This is a genomic window from Gemmatimonadota bacterium (genome assembly GCA_040388625.1).
Taxonomy (GTDB): domain Bacteria; phylum Gemmatimonadota; class Gemmatimonadetes; order Gemmatimonadales; family Gemmatimonadaceae; genus Fen-1247.
In genome coordinates this window covers 32,180-48,882 of sequence record JAZKBK010000006.1, presented here as the reverse complement: position 1 = coordinate 48,882, position 16,703 = coordinate 32,180, and the positions used below count along the sequence as shown (strand labels likewise).

Here is a 16,703-nt window from a genome sequence, read left to right as displayed (position 1 = left end):
AAGCTAGAATACCTCTTAGAAATATGAAGGAGGTGATGACGTGACGGCGCCTGAGCCGATGTTTTGTGTCATCGCGGACGATGAGCCTCGCCTCCGGCAGGTGCTCGTCCGTCTGATGACGAGCGACGGCTTCACGTGCCTCGAAGCCGCGGATGGCGTCGAGGCGCTGGAGCGCCTGGACTCCGTGCCGGCGGCCCTCCTGCTCAGCGATCTTCGGATGCCGAGGATGGACGGCATCGAACTGCTGCGCCAGGCTCGGGCGAAATACCCCGATCTGGCCGTGATTCTCATCACCGCTGTCGCCGATGTGGAACTTGCCCTGAGCTGCCTTGCCAGCGGGGCAATGGATTATCTCACCAAGCCGTTCCACCTCGAAGAAGTGCTGGCCAGGGTGGGGCAGGCGATGGAGAAGCGCCGGCTCATTCTGGAGAACCGCGATTATCAGAACGGGCTGGAGCGGCTGGTTGCGACCCAGGCCCGCCGCCTGGAGGAATTGTTCCTGGGTGGCGTTCAGGCGCTGGTGCAGGCGCTGGAGGTGAAGGACCAGTACACCCGGGGACACTCGATTCGCGTGAGCCAGTATTCGTCGCTTCTGGCGCGTGAGATCGGGCTTTCGGAGTCGATGGTCCGGCAGATCGAGCTCGGCGGCCAGGTGCACGACATCGGCAAGATTGGAGTGCGCGAGGCCGTGCTGAACAAGGAAGGCCCGCTCACGGACGAGGAATACCAGCACATCATGACGCATCCGATGCTCGGCTGGCAGATTCTCTCACCGTTGCTTGGCGAGGAACCCGTCGCGCTCAGCATCGTGCGCTCGCATCATGAGCGGTTCGACGGACGCGGCATTCCGGACAAACTTGCCGGAATGGACATTCCGATGGAAGCGCGAATCGCCGGCATTGCCGACGCCTTCGATGCGATGACGAGCGGACGCGCATATCGCCGCGGCCGCTACATGTCCGCTGAGGATGCTGTTGCCGAGATTACGCGCTGTTCCGGGACGCAGTTCGATCCCGAGCTTGCGCCGGCGTTTATCAGAGTAATTCGGCGCGAAAAGCTGGCGAGCTAGAGCGGTTTCCCCCCCACGGCAAATATTGCCGTCTCCACACCAATGATGGCCATCGTCGGCCTGGCATCGTTAGTGCGATAGCGTACAACACTACACAAGCCGATATCGGCGTTTCTCATAGGGAAAACGCGAAAGTCCCGGTGATTGTGCAGGACACAATCTGTTGTTCGTGCGCGACACTTCCGTTGCAGCAGCGCTACAGCATGTGTGTGTCACCTGGATCTGCAGGCGACACGAAATTCAAACTACATGGAGCGACCAGATGGGATTTGCCACCAAGATCGCCACCGCTGCAGCCTTTGCTGTGATGACCGCTGCGTCCGCCAGCGCCCAGCAGTCGGTAACGTTCAGCACCACCGGCTGTTTTGCCGGCACTCCGACCAGCGGCTGCACGCACTCGTCCGCTGACGGCTTCTTCAGCTTCACCGGCGCGGGAAGCAGCTCCTACAGTCTCACCAGTGGAGTTGCCCAGACTGTGAACCTCGGTCTGTTCGGCGTAACCGGACCAAACACGGGATCGGGTGTCAACGACAACTTCAACCTGTGGCTGGCGTTCACCAATCCGCCCGGCGTGACGCAGAACGATGCCGCGACTGTTTCGGGCAAGCTTCAGGGCGCCAACAACGTGACGCTCGACTTCACCAACAACGGACTGCAGAACGTGTTCACGTACGGTGATGGTGGCACGTTGCAGCTCTCGGTCGCCGATCACGTGTTCCCGAGCGAAGGCTCGGCGCAGGTGCAGGGAACACTGCTCTACACGGCGGGATCCATCACGTCCACGCCCGAGCCAGGCTCCATGGCTCTCCTCGCGACCGGCCTCATCGGCCTCGTGCCGATGGTGCGTCGTCGCAAGTAGATCGATCGCGTGACCCATAAGCGTATGGGTTCGGTTCTTCGCCATACTACGTAGATTTGACTGATGCCCGTGCCTTTCGCGCGGGCATCAGCTTTTTCACAGACATGACATCCTATCCAGGCTTGATGGTAAGCGTGTCCGGTGTGCGCGGGCGCGTCGGCGAGGCGTTGACGCCGGAGATCATATCCAGATTCGCCGCCGGATTCGGCAGTTGGGCGCTTTCGCGCGACCCATCGAAAAAAACGATCGTACTCGGCCGCGACAGCCGGGTGAGCGGACCGATGTTTCATCATGCGGTGATCGCTGCCCTGGAAAGTGTGGGCGCCCGGATCATCGACATCGGCATCGTGCCGACCCCTACGATTCAGCTCGCGGTCGAGCATCACCACGCAGCCGGCGGACTCGGCATTACGGCGAGCCACAACCCGATAGAGTGGAATGCGCTCAAGTTCATCGGATCTTCCGGGCTGTTTCTCGACGGTGATGAAGCGCGCGAGATGCGCGCAGTGGTCGAGAGCAGTTTCCCACGTGCAACATGGGACAGACTCGGCAGCATCGAGCGTGATGACGCTGCGATCGAGCGACACATCAGCGCGATCCTCGCTCTGCCATTCATAGACGTCGAAGGCATTCGTGGACGCAATTTTCACGTCGCGCTCGATTGTGTGCGTGGTGCAGGTGGTCGTTTCATGCCGAATCTGCTCGACAGACTCGGCTGCCAGGTATCGTCGATCAACATGGAAGTCGATGGCCGCTTCCCACGTCCACCGGAACCGGTCGCCGAGAATCTCGGCGAGCTCGAGGCGCTTGTGCGTAGCAGCGGCGCAGTGGTGGGATTCGCAGTCGATCCGGACGTCGACCGTCTCGCGCTCGTGTCAAACGATGGCAAGGCGATCGGCGAGGACTACACGCTCGCACTCGCGGCGAGCGTGGTGCTCGGACATCGCGAAGGTCCCGTTGTAACGAATCTCTCGACCAGCAGAATTGTTGATGATGTAGCCGAGCGTGCGGGACGCACTGTTGTGCGCGCTCCCGTCGGAGAAGTGAACGTCGCGACACGCATGCGGAGTGAGAAGGCGGCCATCGGCGGTGAAGGAAACGGCGGAGTCATTCTCACCGAGATGCATCTCGGACGCGACGCACCGGTCGGGGTCGCATTGATCCTGCAGTTGCTGCATCAGGAAAACCGTCCGCTCTCAGCGATCGTGAGCGAGTATCCGCGTTACTCGATCGTGAAGGACAAGCTCGAACTTCCGTCGGCACCTCTGGATTCTGTATACAGGAGTCTTCGCGCCGCATTTCCCGATGCGAACATCGATACGCAGGACGGAATGCGACTATCGTGGCGTGATCGATGGGTTCACGTAAGGCCATCGGGCACCGAGCCGATCGTGCGCGTCATAGCTGAAGCGCCGACGCACGCCGAGGCGCAAGCGCTCATTCGTGCGGGTAGAGAAGCTGTCGAGAAGCTGTCAAATTCGTGAGTTGAAATCCGAGCAGAATTTCGTGTAGCATTTTCACAATTCGCGCGTACTATTCAAGAGAAGGATGATGCCGTGGGGCACGCAGATTGCCCTGAGTTGGGGACAGATGGATCTACCCACGAGGCGGTTATGAGGATGACAGCACTTATTGCCTGCGTCCCACTGCTGGCCGGCGCGCTTGGTGCGCAGGCCAGCACCAGCGACCGGTTGCCGGGTCAGGGAGGGCAGGGTCTCACGCTGATGCTGCTGCCCCCGTCACCGGAGACACATCAGCCGATCCGTTACGTGCTGAGCGAACCTGCATACGTTGCTGCGTTCCTCGTTTATCCGGGCGCAGGTGTGCGGCTGCTGTATCCGCTGGTCGATCAACGTGAAAAACTGCACAGGTCCGGATACAACAGCGACGAGCTGATCGGCGCGTCGTTCGACAACGACGTCTACAACGTTGTTCTCGGGCCACTCGCTCACGGTAACGGACCGGTGTATCTCTACATGGTCGCATCGAGGCACCCGCTCGATGTAGCGCGTTACGTACACAAGCCGATGACTCTCGCATCCGCAGTCGGCGAAAAGGAATCGCGGTCATTCTATTCCGACGTCGCATTCGACGCTCTGCTCAACAATGCGGTCTCTCTGGGCGACGACGACTCGTGGGATTCCGACGTGTACATCCTGTGGCCGAGCGTCGATGGCAGTGCGCGTGGACGGACGCAACTCGCCCGCGTTCTGTGCGCGGATGGCACGGCTCGCGAGGTTCCGATCGACTACCCGTTCTCCGGGTGTCCGGGCCAGCAGCACGTTCTTCCGGTCGCGCAGGTACTGCGTCCGCCGCAGCGCACGGCTGCGGCGGATGCGCAGTCCGCGTCGCCTTCCTTCGCCAATGCGCCAACGGTTCTTCCAACTATCGTCGGTGATCGCGCAGCTGCCGCCCAGCAACGTGCTGCACGGGCGCGGACAGGTGAGGGGCAGGGACCGATGATCATCACCGCAGCCAATGGTGATGCGGCTGTGGCGCAGGCCGCTACGTCGGCCGCGGCGGAGGGCTCTCAGGTGCAGCTGTTCGAGGGGTCCGGACGAGCGCACGATCGTGCGCGGCGCCAAGACAACGGTCTGCGCACGCCATATTCGCCGGACCAGAGACAGGAGTGGCGGCATCAGCACCCGGACGCCCGTATTGGCGGATCGCCGACGCTGGCGCCCAACCCGCGGCTTTCGCCCAATCCCGGACTTTCGCCCAATCCCGGACTTCCGCCGAACCCCGGGTTCTCCCCCAACCCTGGCATGGGCGAGCATCAGCGGGCGGCGCCTAGATTCGAGGCGCCTCGACCGATGGGCTCGAGTCCGCCGCCGATGCGAAGCGCCCCCGCGGTCGGCCAGCTGCCGGCACCAAGCAAGGGAAGCAGCATGCCAGCGAAACAGGATCACTAGGAACGGTGTAATTGAGCCTCAGCGGGCGGACGATCGGTCCCAGTCGATCATCCGCCCGTTCAGCATCCTGGCGTAGCAACCCAAGTGCGCGGCCCCTAAATTGGGCAGGATGTCGCAGCCGCCCGAATTCGAGTGGCGTTCCCCAAACAAGACATAAATATTCATGTGCGGAATTGTCGGTTATATCGGTGACAAGGGCGCGGGCCCGCTGCTTCTCGAGGGCCTCAAGCGGCTCGAGTACCGTGGCTACGACTCGGCCGGAGTCGCCGTAATGAACGGCAACGGGGTCGAGACGCGGAAGGCTGCGGGCAAGATCTCGCGGCTGGAGACCGTCATGAACGCCATGCCGATAGCCGGCAGCGTTGGAATCGCTCACACGCGCTGGGCAACGCACGGCGCGCCGAACGAATGCAATGCGCATCCGCACGTCTCGATGGATGGCACCGTCGCGGTAGTGCATAACGGCATCATCGAAAACTTCTCGCTTCTCCGCAGCAAGCTTCAGGCACTCGGCTACAAGTTCGTGTCGGAGACGGACACGGAAGTACTCGCGCACCTGATACAGGAAGCGTACGAGGACTCGCTCGAGCAGGCCGTGATGGACGCGCTCTCGCAGATCGAGGGCACGTACGGGATCGCTGTCGTGTCGAGTCGAGATCCCAACAAGCTCGTTGCCGCGCGCCAGGGAAGTCCGCTCCTCATCGGGCTTGGCGAGGGCGAATATTACGTAGCGAGCGACGTATCGGCGATTCTCGCGCACACGCGCCAGGTGGTGTATCTGGATGACGGCGACATAGCCGTGCTGGACCGCAACGGATATCGCGTGTTCGACAACGATGCGCGCGAGATGCGTCGCAGCGTGAGCAAGGTCGATTGGGATCTGGGGCAGATCGAGCGTGGCGGCTATCCGCACTTCATGCTCAAGGAGATCTTCGAGCAGCCGCAGACGATCGAGAATACCATGCGCGGCCGTCTGCTGGCAGACACCGGCACCGCGAAGCTCGGCGGACTCAACCTCAGCGACGAGGATCTGCTTCGCTTCGACAACATCGTGCTCACTGCATGTGGCACGAGCTGGCACTCTGCGCTGATCGGTGGAATGATGCTCGAGGATCTCGCGCGCATTCCAACCAAGGTGGAATACGCGTCCGAGTTTCGCTATCGCAACCCAGTAGTTACGGACCGCACGCTGTGCATAGTGATATCGCAGTCCGGCGAAACGGCAGATACGCTCGCGGCGATGCGTGAGGCCAAGCATCGCGGTGCTCGCACGTTGGGAATCGTGAACGTCGTCGGCTCCACGATCGCGCGCGAGTCGGACGGCGGATCGTACATCCACGCGGGACCGGAGATCGGTGTCGCGTCCACCAAGGCATTCTCCAGCCAGGTTACTGCGCTGCTGCTTTTCACACTCAAGCTTGCGAGACTACGCGCGCTGTCCCCTGTGCGCGGGCGCGAGATCGTCGAGGCCTTGCAGGCGCTGCCGGGACAGGTTCAGAACGTGCTCGATCGCGCCGAGGAAATCGAAGCGCTGGCGGAAGAGTTCAAGCGCGCGTCCAACTTTCTGTATCTCGGTCGCGGCTACAACTTCCCGACCGCGCTTGAAGGTGCACTCAAGCTCAAGGAGATCAGCTACATCCACGCGGAAGGTTATCCTGCTGCCGAGATGAAGCACGGCCCCATCGCGTTGATAGACGAGATGATGCCGGTCGTATTCATCGCACCGCACGATTCGGTGTTCGAAAAGGTCGTGTCGAACGTGCAGGAAGTGAAAGCACGCAAGGGCAAGGTCATCGCGATCACGAGCCGGCCCGAGCCGTCGCTGGCGGGGCTCATCGATTACGAGTTCAGGATTCCTGAAACGCTCGATCTCGTTACGCCGATTCTTGCGTCGGTGCCACTGCAGCTTCTCGCGTACTACATCGCCGTGAAGCGCGGCTCGAACGTGGACCAGCCGCGCAACCTCGCCAAGTCGGTCACGGTCGAGTAGCGGACATCACACCGCGCGACACAGGAGTTTGTCGCGAATGAACGTATCGGGGCGGTCGATGAGCCGCGCACCATTCTCGGAAAGCGTAATTGCACGACCGGACGTTCGGCGCACGTAACGTAGCGCCACCATGCGCTCGAGGATCGCGGCGCCCAGTGAGCCCGCGAGGTGGGTGCGTCGCTCGCTCCAGTCGAGGCAAGGACGACACAGCATCCGTCGTCTGGTGCGCAGAGCGGGGAGATCGATTCCAAGTGCGGCCGCCCATGTCTCCCCGCGCGGGCTGAGCACTAACGACTCATCGTCGCCGATCAGCAGCTCCTGCTCCCTCATGCGCACGAGAAGCCGGACGGCGGTCTCGCCGGCAAGATGGTCGTAACAGACGCGGGCGTGGCGGAGGGCGGGATCCCGTGGGCCGGTCGTGATCGTGGAGCCACCGGAAGTAGCCAGATTGGCCATCCCTTCGAGCATTTCGGCGACTTCGGGACGCGCAATTCGGAAGTAGCGGTGGCGGCCCTGGCGTGTCACTGAGACGAGCCCGGCGTCCATCAGGCGCCCAAGGTGGCTGCTCGCTGTCGATGCTGTCACGCCGCCATCCAGGGCCAGTTCCGTGGCTGTGAGAGCGTGGCCGCGCATGAGGGACATAAGCATGCGGCCCCGGGTAGGGTCGGCAATTGCACCGGCCACGAAGGCCATGTCGGGCGTGTCGGGCATACTTCGATGGTAACCGAAGCATGGCCGCAGGGGAAGGCTAATCTTCCCGGACGATGACATCTCACTCCCGCGCCGCGGCTTTCCGCGCTCTACATCACGCTCCAATCATTCTCGTAGTTCCTAACGCATGGGACGCGGTCAGCGCGCGTCTCTTTGAGATGGCTGGATTCGACTGTGTCGGGACGACGAGCGCGGGGATCGCATGGTCGCTCGGATATCCCGACGGACAGAGGATTCCGCGCGATGAGATGCTTGCGGCGGTCGAGCGAATCGCGTCTGCTACGAGCCTGCCTGTAACGGCCGACATCGAAGCGGGGTACGGCGCTTCGCCGGCATCTGTCGCAGAAACGGTGCGGCTGGCGATCGACGCCGGTGCTGTTGGCGTGAACATCGAGGATGCAACTGGCGATGGCGGCGATTCACCGTTGTTCGAGATATCACTCCAACGCGAGCGGATAGCTGCTGCGCGGGAGGCAGCGGACAGCGGCGCAGGTCTCCGTGACGGCGCGGTCGTGAACGCACGAACCGACGTGTTCTGGCTCTCCGTCGGTCATGAAGAGACGCGGCTGGAGCGTTGTCTCGAGCGGTTGGATGTGTTTCGCGCTGCCGGCGCGGATTGCGTGTTCGTGCCACGCGTGCGGAGTCCGGACGTCATACGTGACATCGTGAAACACGCGGGTTTGCCAGTCAATGTGCTTGCGAGCGCCAGCGGGCCCGACGTTCGGGCCCTCGAGAAGTTGGGTGTCGCGCGCGTGAGTGTCGGATCCGGGATAGCGCGAGCGGCTGCTGCTGCGGTGCAGCGCGCCGCTCGGGCATTATCGTGTGGAAGCTTCGCCGGATTCCTGGCCGATGCAGTCGATTACGCCGAGATGGACTCGCTCTTCACGGAGGCGCTATCGCGTCAGTGCGTAATAGACGACATAGAACCAGGAGAAGAAGCCCTGGATGATGGCCCAGATGATGGAGTGGTGCTCGCTCCATGAAATGACGATCGCCAGGGCGGAGCCGAAGCTGGCTCCCGCCTTGGCTGCCTGCATCGTTCGGTTGACCGGTCCGCGGCGGCGCGGCTCGTTGTCGTAAACGTCTCCGCTATAGCTCATCTATCCTCCATGTCGACGGGTACGCGTGCACCCTCGCTGAGCAGCCTCGTGCTGAAGCGTTGCCCTTCCGCGATTCGCTCAACTTCAACGGCGATCGCATCGACCGACTGTTGAAGCTGAGCGAATCGCTCGTCGTAATTCTGCTGCGGAAGACGCTCGGGATCCTTGTGGCCACGGAACGCGCGGAACGTCCACGTCCCGATGACCGCAAGGCAGCCGAGCGACAGCACGCACACGACCATCACGAACGCAAAGGTTATTGCATCAGGATCCATGGATTCCCTCCGTTGACGGCATCACTGCCGAATAATACGTGTGGATCCTGAGCGTGTCCTATGCCGGATCTGGTCCCTCATCGCCGTCCCCATCTTCGTCGGCCTTGGAGTGAGACACCGTAGTGCCGGTGTGGGTTTCCACCGTTCGTTTATCGTGTGCGGAGAGACCGGCACCACAGGCCGGGATCGACGGCGGTGAAGAAGCCGCGTGCACCGGCGCGATGTTGCTCTTCGCCAGAGTGGCATTGAGCGCAGGCAGATCCTTGCTGTTAACTGCCTGCCAGTTCCTGAGCACTGTCGCCAACTGTGCGCAGTCCGCGGCGTATCCACGAAGCGTGGCAGCCGTGGGGGCCATGTCGCCGTTGTCGAGCGCGCCAAGCTCGCGTCCCATTACTCCGTTTACACGGACGAAATTCGGCGGTGGCGGTGGGCCGCCACGCGAGAAACCGCGTCCGCCGGTCGTCGAGCCCGCAACCGTCTCGAGCTTTGCGTCGAACGCCTTGAGTGCCGACGCTGCTTCCCCGGACGGATTGGCGCTTGCCAGGGCCGCGACGGCCGTACGCATCGCTTCGACCTGATTGTATCCGTCCCACGACGCCTTCGCGCCGGCGTCGAGCTTCATCAGCAGGTCATGCTGAGCAACTACAGCTGCTACGGTCGCGGGTGAGCGCGGATCGTTCTTCACGGTCACAGTCTGCGTGTAAGTCTTGCCGTCCACGTTCAGTCTGAGGGTGTAGGTTCCCGGGGGAGCCATTGGGCCCTCGGGAGATGCGGGTGTGAGGCCCGGGTTTGCGTTGATCTCGAAGCTGTGCGTGAAGGCTGGCGGGGCATCGTGACGCAGGTCCCAGTTGCCGCGATTGGTGCCCGCATTCGCGGAGAGCGCCTGGGGCGGCGCGATCCAGAAATTGGGCTCTGGCGGCACGGCGGCTTCCTTCACCGGCTTGTCCGGAACACTCGACATGTGCCGAACCACCTTTCCGGATGCGTCGAGCACTTCGAGTGTCACCGGTGACGACGGAGTGGACGCGAGCGAGTAGTAGAAGACTACTCCATCGGGTGGATTCAGCGCGTGCGGGACTTCCGGCGGGAACGGAGTATCGGCGTTCACATTGCGGCGAACGCGAATCGTCTCATCCGGCTTGAAGAAGTGCACGGGCTCGGCGGCAATCGCGGGCGTTATCTGACGAAGCACCGTGTAGTCATCGAGCACCCAGATTCCGCGGCCGTAAGTGCCGGCGATGAGATCGTTGCCGTGGAACGTGATGTCGCGGTACGACGTGTTGGGCAGGTTCAGCATCAGCGACTGCCAGTTGTCGCCGTCATCGAATGAGACGTAGATGGAGCTCTCGGTACCTGCGAAGAGCAGGCCGGGCTTCTTCGGATCGCTGCGAATGACGCGTGCAAAGCTGCCGTTGGACTGATCCGTCGCCATTCCATTCACGATCTGCGTCCACGTTTTGCCGTAATCGTGCGTGCGGTAGAAGTACGGCTTGTAATCGCCGATCGTGTGATAATCGATTGCGACGTACGCGGTTGCCGGATCCTGATGCGACGCATCGATTCCGGAGATGTCGGCACGAGCGCGATTCGGGAGATTCGCGATGCTGACGTCTTCCCACGTCGCACCATGATTGCGGGTCAGCTTGATGAGTCCGTTATTGGTGCCGACCCAGATCATTCCGGCGGCCGCGCCTGAAACCGACATGGATTCGATCGCGCTGCGATTGGGCGCTGCGGCGCCTTCGCCGCGCGGGCCTGCGCCCGCTGCTGGCGGCGATTCTCCCTTGGCGTAAGTCAGGTCGGGGCTCAGCTTCTTCCACGTGACGCCTCCATCGGTAGTCGACGCGACGTACTGGAACGCGGCAAAGAGCTCGTGCTGATTCAGCGGCGAGAACATGACCGGTTGCGACGACGTTGTGCGTGATTCCGTATTCGGGTCGGCAGCGGGGCTGACGTTGATCCACTGCTCGCTGGGGTAGCTGATCTTGACGATGCCGGATCCGCTTGCGTAGACGATCTTCGGGTTGAGTGGATCCGGGACAATGGTGCCCCATTCCCATCCGGGTACCGGGCTCCAGTCGAGACTGGTGATCTCACCCAGGTTGCCGCGCGACAGCGTGCGAACGGCGCCTGCGTCCTGCTGCGTCGCGTATACCCAGTACGGAAATGAATTGTCCGTCGATATGTGGTACACCTGCTCGGTCGACTGATTGTACCACGGGCTCCACGTGCGTCCGCCGTCGAGTGACACCGTTGCGCCCTGGTCTTCGCCGAAGAAGAGACGCTGGCCGTTGGTGGGATCGATCCACATCTGCTGCGGATCGTCGCCGCCAGGTGCGCCCTTGAAACCGGTGAATGTGTTTCCGCCATCCGTGGAGATGTAACTCGACGTGCTGACCACGTAGACGATGTCGGGGTTCTGCGAGTTGACGTACACACCGCAGTTGTAGCCGCCCTGTCCATTGGCGATGCGCTTGTCGGTCGAGTCCATCTGGCGCCAGTTCGTGCCGCCATCGTCGGAGCGATAGAGTCCGGAGTTCTCGACCAGGTACATGCGCTGCGCGTTGGTGTGCATCGCGATCGCAACCGAGGTGCGGCCCGACAGCGCGGGAAGCCCGCCGCCCTTGATCTCCTTCCACGTCAGTCCGTCGTCGGTCGACTTGTACAGCGCGGTGCCGCCAGCGGGGCGCGGCGTGCTAGCGCTCGGTATTCCGGGAGCGATGTAGTGCCGCACTGTGGTTGCGAGTATGACGTTGGGCTGATCGTACGCGCGCGCCAGCTTCTGAATACCGGTGGAGTCGTCGACGTACAGAGTCTTTGTCCACGTCCTGCCGCCGTCGGTGCTGCGGAATACGCCGCGCATGTCGGAATGGGCGTGGACGTTACCCTGCGCCGCGATCATCACGGTATTGGGGTCGTGCGGATCGACGATGATCGATGGAATCTGTTTGGTCGCGTCGAGCCCCAGGTGAGTCCAGGTCTTGCCGGCATCCGTCGACTTGTAGACGCCGTTACCCTCATTGATTCCGCCGCCGGTAATCATGTCGCCCATTCCGACGTAGATCACGTTCGTGTCAGATGGAGCGACTTCGATTGCGCCGACCGACGACGCTTCCTTGACGGCGTCGAAGATCGGAAACCAGGTGTGGCCGTCGTTGGTTGTCTTCCAGACTCCGCCAAGTGGATAGCCGGCGTAGAACACACCGGGTTCACCGATCGCGCCGGAGACTGCGGAGACGCGTCCGCCGCGGAAGGGGCCGAGGTTACGCCAGACGAGACCGGCGAACAGATCGGATTTTATCGGCGCGGGCGTCACGTGACGCGGAGGAACCGCGGCGATGGTGATGAGTCCGGTAAGGAGCAGCGAAGCTCCCGAAATCAATGCAATGGTCAGACGACCCCGTTTCATGCAGCGGTCCTGGCAAGGGTGAGGAATTGTGGCGTGTAAGCATACTTTACGTTATGGATACGCGACAGGGACGCAGTTCGTGGGCGTTATTGCGTACGAGAATCTTTATAAATTCTTGCGGTCCGATACGTGAGGGATACAAAACAAGTGCCGCGTTCCGAGTGGGAACGCGGCACTTTCTCGTTTGCGACGACGACGACGACGGTCGCAGCGATCTACGCTGCTTTCAGCTCCGACGTGCAGTGCGGGCACCGGGTTGCCGCGATCGGGATGTCCATCGCGCAGAACGGGCACGGCTTGGTGGTGACAGCCGCTGCGGGCTTCTTGTAAACCTTGTTTGCCGAGCGCACGACCAGGAAGATTGCGAGTGCGACGATGAGGAACGTGATGATGTTATTGACGAATATTCCGTAGTTCAGCGTCACGGCGCCAGCTGCTTTCGCATCAGCGAGCGAGGCGTAAGGCGGAGCTGACTTTACGCCATCCTTCAGGAGCACGTACAGGTTGGAGAAATCAACGTGGCCCAGCAGGAGGCCGATGGGTGGCATGATCACGTCGTCGACGAGAGACTTTACCACAACGCCGAACGCCGCTCCGATCACTACCGCAACGGCCAGGTCAAGTACGTTGCCGCGCATGATGAATGCCTTGAAGTCACTCCACATCGGCAGATCTCCCGCAAGAGGGTGAACAGGACTGAAAAAGAAGATACGCGCCGACGGAGTGTCCGCCAGCGCGTATCGGTGCCGATTCGGCAGTCAGTCGAACGACTGACCGCTCGCATCCTGGCCGGATATCACATGACCGTGATCGTCTTGGTCATGCCGTGCGTGAAGTGCGGTTTTCCGTCCTTTGCGTCCGGGAGGAAACAGATCAGCGCATACTGTCCGGGCGTGATATCGGCCGTGAAGTAGTTGGTGTCTCCGATGAAGCCGGCGACGCCGCCAATAGCGGACGCCGGTGGCGGACCGGCCGGCTTCTGCATCCATCCGAGCAGCTGCTCCACAGTCTTGCCGGGTGCGAGCTTGACCAGCTCCACCTCGTGTGGCTGCGACGCGCCGTTGGTCACCGCGAAGGTGTGCGTGCCAGCTGTCAGCGGCTTTGAGAGATCGAATCCGTAGTCGACGAGCTTGATGTCCACATCCGCGACCGGCGCAGTCGCGGCTGCGCCAGCGGGCGCGGCTCCGACGGTAAAGGCCTTGATCATTCCCTTCGCGAAATGCGGTACGCCGCCCGGAACGTCCACGAAGCAGACCATCGCGTAGTTGCCGGGAGTGAGGTCGAGCGTCGCGTTGGATTGCTTGGTCGGGTCCGGGGCGTTAGGACCGCCCATCGGCACTGCCCACGTCGGCGGGGCGGCCGGAAGAGCAAGCGCAGCCTCGAGATCCTTCAACGTCTTCCCGCTGTCCAGTCGGATGATGGTGAGATGGTGCAGGTCCTTGCCGTCGTTGACGAGCTTGAATGTCGTCATGCCTGCGGGAATCTCGGACGGTCCATCGTACGAGAAATCCTTGGCCTGAACCGTGACCACGTTGGGCGCGGTCGCAGTCGCGGGCGCGGCTGTTGCAACTGTAGCCGCTGTCGTCGAGTCGGTCTTCGCGACCGACGCCTTTTCCTTTGGTGTACAGCCAGCAATAACGAACACAAACGTTCCAGCCAAGGCTAGCCGGGTGCGCATGATTTCCTCTCAATTGTGGACTTGGTGGAGAAGCTAGGGCCGCGCACGGGCATGTCAAGCGCGGAAAAAACCGCATGGTACGCCGCTAGAATCAGCCCGCGCGGAGGGCCTGGCTGCACGCCGCTAGGTGGTCAGCGCCGGCTGGAGATGTGGCGCGGGCGTACCCGAAGGCCATCGCCGCTCTCCGACTTGCTGACGCCACATCGCGTGGTACAATCCCTTCTGCTCCAGCAGATCGGCATGCCGTCCCGACTCGACGATGCGTCCGCGCTCGAGCACATAGATCGTATCTGCGTGCATGATCGTGGACAGCCGGTGCGCGATGAGTATCGCGATCGTCTCGCGCCGCGTCGCGACGTCGCGGATCGTGCGGCTCACCTCTTCTTCGGTAATCGAGTCGAGCGCCGACGTCGCTTCATCGAAGATGAGCAGCGATGGGCGTCGCAGTAGCGCGCGCGCAATGGCGAGCCGCTGGCGCTCACCACCCGACACCTTCACGCCCCCTTCGCCGATCATCGTGTCGAGGCCCTTATCTGCACGTGTGAGCAGACTGTCCGCAGCGGCCTCGTGCAGCACGCGCATGCAGTCGGCGTCGGTAGCGTCGGGTCGCACGAATCGCAGATTCTCGGCGATCGTTCCGGAAAACAGCTGCGCGTCCTGCGCTACGAGTCCGATGCGCGTACGCAGTGCATCCAGCTCGACCTCAGTACCGGATGTGCCGTTATATAGAATCCGGCCCTCCAGCGGATGATACAGGCCGAGGAGAAGCTTCACGAGCGTGGACTTCCCCGCGCCGGACGGACCGACGAAGGCAATCGTCTGGCCGCGCTCCGTCTGGAACGAGACGTCGACAAGCGCTGGCGCATTCGCCGAACGATGCTGGAAGGTTACGTGATCGAATGCAAGACTGGTGAGCGGGCCGATCTCCACTGGATGCTCCGGACGCGGATCCGGCGGTATCGCAAATACCGTTTCGAGATTCGCCATGGACGCTTCGGTCTCGCGGTAGGTATTGATGACGTTCCCCAGCTCCTGCAAGGGGCCGAATATGAAGAACGAGTAGATGAGCAATGCGAAGAACTGGCCGACGGATATCTGTTGTGCAAAGATGAGGTACAACATCAGGAACAGGATCGACGTTCGCAGCAGATTCACGCACGTTCCCTGAATGAAGCTGAGACTGCGGAGATAGCGCACCTTCTTCAGCTCGAGCTTGAGGATCTTCTCGGTCGTCGAATTGAGGCGCGTAACCTCCTGCTCCGTGAGACCGAGGCTCTTGACCAGCTCGATGTTCCGGAGCGATTCCGTCGTTGCGCCGGCGAGCGCGGTCGTCTCGGCGACGATCACTTCCTGCACGCGCTTGATTCTACGGCTCAGCACCGAGCTGAGAACGCCAAGCAGTGGAACCGTGAGCAGAAAAGCCGGTGCGATGGACCAGTGAACCTTGTACGCGTACACCATCACGAAGACGACACCCACGATCGTAGTGAAGAGAACGTTCACGGCTGCCGTTATGAACCGCTGGGCGTCGAGCCGCGCCTGCTGGATCTTTCCGAGCGTCTCACCGCTGCGTTGGTCTTCGAATAGCGAGTATGGCAGCTCGAGCGAGTATCGAATTCCGTCGGAATAAAGATCGACACCGACGCGCTGCGTGACTACGTTGACGAAATAATCCTGGAATGCCTTGGCTACACGTGACACGAAAGCCACACCGACCGCCGCTGCCAGCAGGACCGACACACCGCGCACGAATTGCATGGTGGTGTACTGGCGGAATTTCGTTGCGTAGTTGTCGATTACATACCGGAAGATCAACGGGTCGAGCAGCGAGAACACCTGGTTGATGGCCGCGAGAAGCAGCGCCAGCAGGACCAGGCGCCAGTAGCGCTTGAGGTACTTGGCGAGAAGTTTCATGAGTCGTCGGTGCGGGGAACCTTGGCCGCGAGCGGTTTACCGCCCGTTTCCAGGAATTCTGCGAACTCCGAAGGAAGCATGCTGTCACGGATGCCGCTCATCGCTTCGTCGAGGTCGTATTCGACGCGCACTACCTCGGCTCGCGCCGTTGTCGCGGCGACGTCGAGCAGAATGTAGCCGGCTCGCCAGTCACCATCCTTTGGCCGTCCGACGCTTCCCGTATTGATGAAATGCACTCCTCCCACCGTCCGGCGCCACGGCTTGTGTGTATGCCCGAATGCAAGCACATCGCCCCTTTTGAGTTTGGCCACGTCCGCCATCTTCGTCAGGAACGCGTCTGGCCGACTCTCATCGACGTAGATGAGGTTGTTGAGTGGTGTTGCGTGCACCAGCGTCACCGTCGGCCCGGCGACATGTCCTCCCGCTGGACGAATGTCGATGCGGAAGGGAAGTGCGCGAAGAAATGCCTTGGTGGTTGCGTTGACGTGCTCCCGTGTCCATTCGTAACTCTGGTGCGCAAGCTCTTCCTGATGCGGGTCCTCGGCCCGGCAGCCGCAGTGCGTGTAGTCATTTGCGACTGTCGAGTCGTAATTGCCGGCGACACCGGCAATTCCTTCGCGGGCGATGATCTCGCAGACTTCGTTTGGCCAGGGGGCGTATCCAACGAGGTCGCCAAGATGGTAGATGCTGTCGACATCGCGCGTGCGAATGCTGGCGAGCACGGATTCGAGCGCCGGCCGGTTCCCATGGATGTCTGAAATGAGCGCGTAACGCATGATTCGTCGC

Annotated in this window: 12 protein-coding genes and 1 pseudogene; 6 read left to right on the top strand and 7 right to left on the bottom strand. The window is 61.8% G+C overall.

The window, feature by feature from the left end; all coding sequences use genetic code 11:
* The first annotated feature begins 40 nt into the window (after window positions 1-40).
* The 5 genes from V4529_13785 to glmS all read left to right on the top strand — a co-directional run bounded on the left by V4529_13785 (window position 41) and on the right by glmS (window position 6,830).
* A complete protein-coding gene (locus V4529_13785) occupies window positions 41-1,069 on the top strand; it encodes an HD domain-containing phosphohydrolase (protein MES2359398.1) in 1,029 nt (342 codons plus the stop codon).
* Window positions 1,070-1,331: 262 nt separating this feature from the next.
* Window positions 1,332-1,928 (top strand): PEP-CTERM sorting domain-containing protein, encoded by a 597-nt coding sequence (locus tag V4529_13780; GenBank protein ID MES2359397.1) that lies wholly within the window; start codon window positions 1,332-1,334, stop codon window positions 1,926-1,928.
* Between the two features lie 104 nt (window positions 1,929-2,032).
* The gene (gene glmM / locus V4529_13775; GenBank protein ID MES2359396.1) at window positions 2,033-3,412 is read left to right on the top strand and encodes a phosphoglucosamine mutase; all 1,380 of its coding nucleotides are present in this window, start codon (window positions 2,033-2,035) and stop codon (window positions 3,410-3,412) included.
* 135 nt (window positions 3,413-3,547) lie between these two features.
* On the top strand, window positions 3,548-4,840 hold the full coding sequence (locus V4529_13770) for a hypothetical protein (GenBank protein MES2359395.1): 1,293 nt from the start codon (window positions 3,548-3,550) through the stop codon (window positions 4,838-4,840).
* Between the two features lie 163 nt (window positions 4,841-5,003).
* Window positions 5,004-6,830 (top strand): glutamine--fructose-6-phosphate transaminase (isomerizing), encoded by a 1,827-nt coding sequence (gene glmS / locus V4529_13765; protein MES2359394.1) that lies wholly within the window; start codon window positions 5,004-5,006, stop codon window positions 6,828-6,830.
* 6 nt (window positions 6,831-6,836) lie between these two features.
* Here glmS and V4529_13760 read toward each other — a convergent pair whose 3' ends face one another.
* Window positions 6,837-7,523 (bottom strand): winged helix-turn-helix domain-containing protein, encoded by a 687-nt coding sequence (locus tag V4529_13760; protein MES2359393.1) that lies wholly within the window; start codon window positions 7,521-7,523, stop codon window positions 6,837-6,839.
* 71 nt (window positions 7,524-7,594) lie between these two features.
* Here V4529_13760 and V4529_13755 point away from each other — a divergent pair.
* A pseudogene (locus V4529_13755) lies at window positions 7,595-8,347 on the top strand (isocitrate lyase/phosphoenolpyruvate mutase family protein).
* 290 nt (window positions 8,348-8,637) lie between these two features.
* Here the strand turns inward: V4529_13755 and V4529_13750 are convergent.
* The 6 genes from V4529_13750 to V4529_13725 form a co-directional block, all read right to left on the bottom strand.
* A complete protein-coding gene (locus tag V4529_13750) occupies window positions 8,638-8,916 on the bottom strand; it encodes a hypothetical protein (protein ID MES2359392.1) in 279 nt (92 codons plus the stop codon).
* Between the two features lie 58 nt (window positions 8,917-8,974).
* Window positions 8,975-12,325, bottom strand: a complete 3,351-nt coding sequence (locus tag V4529_13745; protein ID MES2359391.1) for a hypothetical protein — start codon at window positions 12,323-12,325, stop codon at window positions 8,975-8,977.
* 215 nt (window positions 12,326-12,540) lie between these two features.
* Window positions 12,541-12,990 carry a large conductance mechanosensitive channel protein MscL gene (gene mscL, locus V4529_13740; GenBank protein MES2359390.1) on the bottom strand — a complete coding sequence of 150 codons (450 nt, stop codon included), beginning with the start codon at window positions 12,988-12,990 and terminating at the stop codon, window positions 12,541-12,543.
* Between the two features lie 131 nt (window positions 12,991-13,121).
* Window positions 13,122-14,003: a hypothetical protein gene (locus V4529_13735; GenBank protein ID MES2359389.1), complete on the bottom strand. Its 882-nt coding sequence runs from the start codon at window positions 14,001-14,003 to the stop codon at window positions 13,122-13,124.
* Between the two features lie 123 nt (window positions 14,004-14,126).
* Complete coding sequence (locus V4529_13730; GenBank protein ID MES2359388.1) at window positions 14,127-15,917, bottom strand: ABC transporter ATP-binding protein; 1,791 nt, start codon at window positions 15,915-15,917, stop codon at window positions 14,127-14,129.
* Window positions 15,914-16,693, bottom strand: coding sequence for a metallophosphoesterase family protein (locus V4529_13725; GenBank protein MES2359387.1), 780 nt, complete (start codon window positions 16,691-16,693; stop codon window positions 15,914-15,916). Before V4529_13725 ends, V4529_13730 begins: the two co-directional genes overlap by 4 nt.
* Window positions 16,694-16,703: the final 10 nt, after the last annotated feature.